Source organism: Janthinobacterium sp. JF4 (assembly GCF_059617925.1).
Map to the genome: position 1 here is coordinate 1 of NZ_JCAQAV010000083.1, position 6476 is coordinate 6476.

Below are 6476 nucleotides of genomic sequence, written 5' to 3' on the forward strand. Positions count from 1 at the left end.
GCGTCCTGCCGCCACCGTCCCTTCCGTATTGTCCAGGCTGCCCACGTTCAATGTGACGTCCTGCGCCGCCACGATGCGGCCTGTGCTGTTCAGCAAAGTGTTTGCCTTCACCAGCGCATCGCCGTTACCTGCGATCTTGCCGCCCGTATTGTCCAGCTGGCCGGTAGCCGCCACCGTCATCAGGCCGGTACCCGTCTGCGCTAGGCTGCCGCTGCGATTGTCCAGGCTGCCGGCGTTGATGGTCAGCTGATTGGCCACCGTCGTTGCATTGCGGTGGTCGAAGGCGGCTGCCGTAATGTCCAGCTTGCCATTGCCCGTTATCTTGCCGTACTGGTTGTTGAACTGGCCCGCGTTGATGGCCAGCACGCCCGCGCCTGCATGCTCCAGCTTGCCATTGACGTTCGTCAACACCGTCGCGTTCAGGGCCAGGTTAGCGCTGTTGACGGCGATGCGGCCGGCCGTGTTGTCGAGTTTGCCTGTGGCGATGACGGTGTCGCCGGTGCCCGTCTGCACGATCTCGCCGCTGGCGTTGTTCAGGTTCGCCACGTTCAGCTGCAGCTGGCCGGCCACCAGCTGGCCCTGGTTGTTCACCAATGACTGGGCGTTATTCGCGTTGGCCGTGATGGCCAGCACGTTGCTGGCCGAGATGACGGCTTTGTTCGTCAGTACATCACCAGTATTTGCCGTGATGGCGATGGTTGCCGCGCCCGTCTGGCTACCCGACAGATCCACACTGGAACCCGTCAGCGTCGCACTGCCTGCCGCCAAGTTCTGTCCGCTCGCTTGCAGCACGCGATCGGAATTGATCGTCAGATCGCCTGCCGTGCCCAGGCTGCCATCGGCTTTTACGCCGGCGCCCAGCAAACCGCTGCTGGTCACTTTATTAGCGGAAATACTGGTGTTGCCAACGGAGGCGATGGAGCCGCTGTTGTTCAACAAGCCACCCACCGTCAGTTGCTGGTGGCGGCCCGAGTACAGCAGACCGGCGTTATTCAAATCAGCGCTGAGGCGCGCCGTCAGGTCCGTGCCTGCACTGACCGTGCCCTGCTGGTTCAGCAAGGTCGCCGCGTCCAGACGCAACATATCCGCCTGCAAGACGCCGCGCGTGTTGTCGAGTCCTACCACCGTCAACTGCAGCGCCTGCGTGGCGGCGATCACGCCGTCCGTATTCTTCAGCGCGCCCTTGCTGGTGATATCCGCCGACGCGGCCGAGGTAATACGACCCTTGCTGTTATCCAGCACGCCCGCCTGCACCTGCACGCTGCCATTGCCGGCGATGCTGCCACGCGTATTGTCCAGCGTCTGCGCCACGTCCACGCGCATCTGTCCTGGCCCTGTCTGCTGCAGGGTGCCGTCGCTGTTGTCCAGCTGACCGGCCCGCACCGCTACCTTCTGCCCCGACGTGATGGCATGGCGGTGGTCGAGCGTGTCCGCCTGGATATCAACCAGGCCATTGCCCATGATCTTGCCCCGCTCGTCATCGAAGCGCGTTGCCTCAATGTGCAAGCTGCCCGTGCCCGCGTGTTCGATGCTGCCGTCGCGGTTGATCACCTGTTCCGCAGTCAGCGCCAGCTTGGAGCTGTTGACGGCGATGCGCCCGCCCGTGTTGTCCAGGGTGCTGCCTTGCAAGGTGGTGTCGCCCGTGCCCGTCTGGATCACGGTCCCGCCGCGGTTGTCGAGCGATCCAGTTTTGATATCCAACTGGCCCGCGCTCAGGGTGCCGTGCACGTTCGACAGGGCCTGGCTGCTGCCGGCCGCCGTCACGGACAGCAAGCCGGTGGTGGTCACCAGCGCGTTATCGGTCACGACATTGCCGGCGTTGGCGTCCAGGGTAATCGCCGCGCCGCCCGTCTGGCTGCCGCTGATATCGATGGCGGTGGCGTGCATGCTGGTCTTGCCGGCCGCCAAATTCTGGCCATGGGCGCTGATCGCTTGCGTGGCCGTCAGTTGCAACTGGCCACTGCCGGCCAGGCTGCCGTCGGCGCGGATGCCGGCGCCCAGCAGGCTGCCGGTCGCGCTGTCGATGCGGCTAGCGTCGATGCGGTTATCGCCCTGCGCGGCGATGACGCCGCTGTTGCTGATCGCGCCGCTCACCTGCAGCGCCTGGCTGCCGGCCGCATACAGGTTGCCGCTGTTGAGCACTTCGCTGGCCTGGGTAGTCAGGTTGCCGCCGGCAAAGACGCTGCCGGCCGTATTGTTCAGTTTTGCGACCGTCAGGGCCGCATCACCCGCCAGCGCCTGGATCTGGCCCCGCGTATTGTCCACGTCGCCACTGTCCAGGCGCAGCTTGCCGCCGGCGGCCAGGGTCGCTTCGGTGTTGTCCAGCACGCCAGTAGCTAGCGCCAGGTCTGTGCCCGAGACAATACGGCCCTTCTGATTTTGTACATTGCCCGCCTGCACGCTCACAGCGCCGTTGCTTTCCAGCACACCACTGCGGTTGTCCAGGCCGTTGCGCGCCTGCACGCCGGTCGCTCCCTGGCCGCTCTGCGCCAGGCTGCCGCCCCGGTTGTCCAAGGTCCCGGCGTCGATGCTGAGCTGCCCAGCTACCGTGCGGGCATCGCGGTGGTCGACGTGCTCGCCCGTCAGCGCCATGACGCCATTGCTGACGATGCTGCCGCGCTGCAAGTTGACTTGGGCTGCGCCAATCTCCAGCGCGCCCGTGCCCGCATGCTGGATGTGACCATCCTGGTTGCTCAGGCTGGCTGCCTCCAGGCGCAAGGCCTGACTATTCGTGGCGATGACGCCGCGCGTGTTGTCCAACGCTCCCGGCAATTGAATAGACAGGTCGCCGCCGCCCAGCTGCGTGATCTGGCCGCCCACGTTCGACAGGTCGTGCGCGTTCACTCCCAATTGCTGGCCCGTCAGTTGTCCGCCATCGCTGCGCACGGTGCGCGCGGCATCCAGCTGCAGGCGCTCGCGCGCGCTGACCTGTGCGCGGCTGGCGTCGAGATCACCGGCGCTGGCGCCCAGGCTGACGTTCGCGCCAGAAACCTGCGCGCCAGCAAGGTCCAGCTGGCGTGCCGCCAGGCTGCTGTCGCCGCCAGCCACCACCGTACCGTGCGCGGCAATGGTGTCACCAGCGGAAACGCTCAGCTTGCCGCTGGCGCCCAAGGTATTGTCCAGATTCAAGCCAGCCGCCAGCACCGAGCCAGCCGTGGCATCGATGCGCGATGCCGCGCCCGTGGCTTGCACGCTGACATTGTTCTGCGCGCCGATCACGCCGCTGTTGGCAATGTTGCCCTGCGCCTGCACCTGGCTGTCGCCGCCCGCATACACGGTGCCGCTGTTGGCCACGTCGCCCGTGACGGCGATGCTGGTCTGGCTGCCGCTACCTGCCGACTGGATATTGCCGCTATTGCTCAGCCAGCCATTCGATTGCAGCACCAGGTTGCCCGCCGTGGCCGCCAGCACGCCCGCATTGCGCACGCCCAGGCCCGCTTCCGTGCCGATCAGGGTGATCTTGCCCGCATACATGCCGCCCAGTTGCGCCACGTCCAGCGCGTAGGCTGGGGCCGGACCCACGCCCGGCGCGCCGCCCGTCACGCCATGCGCCGCATCGATCTGGTTCGCCCCCGTCACCACTTTCAATTCCTGCGCCCAGATGCCGCCATTGATCTGCGCGGCGCGCGCCAGGATCGCCGTGTAGTCGCTCAGCGACGTGTCCAGGCCACGGCCGTTGATGCTGACCACGCCGCGCTGCACCATGTAGCCGTCCAGGTTGCCGCCATTGAGCATCGGCGTGCCCGTCGTCAGCGTGACCCGGCTGGCGTTGATGAAACCGCCGCCGTCGATGGCCACGCCAGCCGGATTGGCGATGACGACTTCGGCGCGCTGGCCCGCCACCTCGACATAGCCGCGCAGCTGGCTCGGGTTGGCCGAATTGACTTCATTGAGGATCACGCGCGCGCTGCCGCCCGCCAGCCACGGGTTGCCCTGCACCCAGCCGCCCGTCTGCGTTTGCACATTGCCGCGGCTGTTGTTCAGGATGGCGCCGTTCGCCGTCACGTCGAACTGGCTGTAGGTATTACGCGACACGCCCGCCGCGCTCGGCGTCTGGATATTGACCTGCGTCACGCCATTCGCGCTTTGCACCACGGTCGGACGCTGCCGGCCCGGCGCATTCGGGTCGGCCACGATCTGTCCCATGGCTGGCCCGGCGACAAAACTCACCATGCCCAGCGCGCCAAACACGGCCAGCGCCAGCGGCCGTAACTTGCCATTCACACTTAAACTTAGCCCGCCACCGCCATCGCCTTCAAACACGCCATTCGTCAAGCTGCCCTCGCCCTTGGCCGCCTTGCCTTGCGAAGAAGCATTTTCGGCGACCACCATCAGCTGGCCACGACGTTTATTGAAGATAATGCGGTACAGGTTCTTGTTCATGAAATGTCCTAATGACAATTAAATGATGCGATAAGGGGAGAAGAGAACGGCTGGCGGATGGCGGCGTTTCACATCGTTATTTTTTAATAGCTGGCGTTCAGGCTGAAGCCGGCCGTATGGCTGGCCGTGTGGAACAGCTCGGGTTTGCGCACGGGCCAGCCGACAAAGGCGTCGTATTGGACGCCCAGCCACTGGCCGCGCAGGCCGACAAAAGCGCCCGTCAGGTTGCGCGCGATCAGCCAGGCAGCGGATGGTCCCGCCACTTCCCCATGGTCGAGTCCCGCATACGCTTCCTGGCCGCTGCTGCCCAGCGGCATGCCCATTTCGTTGCGCAGCAACCAGCCCCGTTCGGCCGACAGGCTGCTTTCGCCGTCGTAGCCGCGCACGGTATACCGCCCGCCAATCGCAAAACGGTCTTGCGGCACCAGCGGCGTGCGGTTGTGCTGCATGCGCCAGCTGCCCGAGTAGCGCAGCGGCTGGCCAGCCAGCGTGAACGGCGCCGACAGGGCCGCATCGGCCAGCAGCAGCTTGAAACGCGACGTGCCCTCGCCGAACGCTTCCTCGGGCGCGGCCAGCGCATCCATCGCGCCCGTGCCGCGCCGGTATTGCAGGTTCACGTCCAGGGTTGCCTGGCCCATGAATTCACGGTGGCCGATACCGATTTCCCAGCCGGCCATGCGGCGGCGCTGCACTTCCACTTCCGTGTCGTCGATGAAGTTTTGCGCGGAACGCTGCCAGCCGCGCAAGGACAGCGTCGTCTTGCGCGACGCGTCGCGGTACACCAGGCGCGACAACTTGACTTCGCGATTCTGGCTGGCGCCGCTGTAGTTGTAGTCCTGGCTGATGCCGGCCACGGACTGGTGGTAGCGGCTGTCGCTGGCGGTGAAAGCCAGCAGCCAGTAGGCATAGGGAATCGAATAGTGGGCCACCATGCCGCCCGTGCCGCGCGGGCCGTTGCGGTCGCCGTCGACGTTCTGGTTCAGGCTTAAATAAAACAGGTCGTTCAGGGTCAGCCAGTGGTCGTACGACAGGGTCACGCTGCCCTGCAGCTTGCCCGTCGAACGCGAGCCGCCATCGTCGAGGCCCAGCGCCAGGCGGAACGGCAAGCCCTGCTTCCACTGGATATGCAGGTCGCTCTCGCCCGGCTTCGCATTGCCGCCCTCGGCCGGCATGATCTGGATATCGGCTTCGGCCGTCGGCACGCGCTTGAAGTTTTCCAGCGCCTGTTCCGTGTCGCGCACGTTGAGCAAGTCGCCCGGGCGTGCCGGCACGGCATTCCACCAGGTGGCGCGGGGATTCGTGCCGGGCGCAAAGCCGATCTGACGGATGCGCCCCGGTATCACGCTCAAAGCCAAAGTACCCTTGCTCAGGTCCTGCGGCTCGGCCAGCACGCGCGTGGTGACGTAGCCGCGCGCGATGATGGCGTTCTGCATGCGGCCCATCAGCACATTGATGGCCTGCGTGCCCAGGCAGCGGCCCAGCGGAGCGTCCGGCGCGCCCAGGTCGTCGCGGCTGGCGGCGGCCAGCGCCCATTGGAACTGCGCGGCGCCTTCGCCCCGCAGCTCCAGATGATCGATGGTAAAACACGGCGATTCGCCCGCGGGCAGGCGGTTGGCGGATGCGGCCGCGGGTGCTTCAAGCAGGCGCACGTCGGGCGTGCGTTCCTGCTGCTGGCGCAGGAGGCGCTCGCGTTCTTGCTGGCGTATCAATTCTTGGCTGGCATCGTCGCGCTGGCTGGCGCCAGACGGATTGGGAAGGGGCGGCGCGATTTCAGGACGGGTCTGCGCGGACGCGGCGGCACACAGGGTGCCGCTAAACAAAAATACACCGCACCATGGCGTCAAGCGCAGGTGCATATGTTGCCTTAAGTAATTATTTACGTAAGGAAATTATAAATTAATTATTTCCATCCGGCAACTATATTTATTTCTTGAGAACTTTACTTCTTTGGTAACTGTCTTTTAACTATCGAATTACCACTAGTAAATAAGCACGCGGCATCATGGCAGTAGGTCAGACAAATGCATCCACAATGAATAATCGGCATAGGGGGCGGCCCTGAAGGGCCGCTCCCCTGCCACACCACCCGGCAT

General features: G+C 65.1%; 2 protein-coding genes. Both read right to left on the bottom strand.

The window, feature by feature from the left end; genetic code table 11:
- A partial coding sequence (locus tag AC54AF_RS26790) for a two-partner secretion domain-containing protein (protein WP_496639012.1) occupies window positions 1-4383 on the bottom strand: 4383 nt, incomplete at its 3' end.
- An 83-nt stretch (window positions 4384-4466) separates the two neighbouring features.
- Window positions 4467-6239 (bottom strand): ShlB/FhaC/HecB family hemolysin secretion/activation protein, encoded by a 1773-nt coding sequence (locus AC54AF_RS26795; RefSeq protein WP_496639013.1) that lies wholly within the window; start codon window positions 6237-6239, stop codon window positions 4467-4469.
- Window positions 6240-6476: the final 237 nt, after the last annotated feature.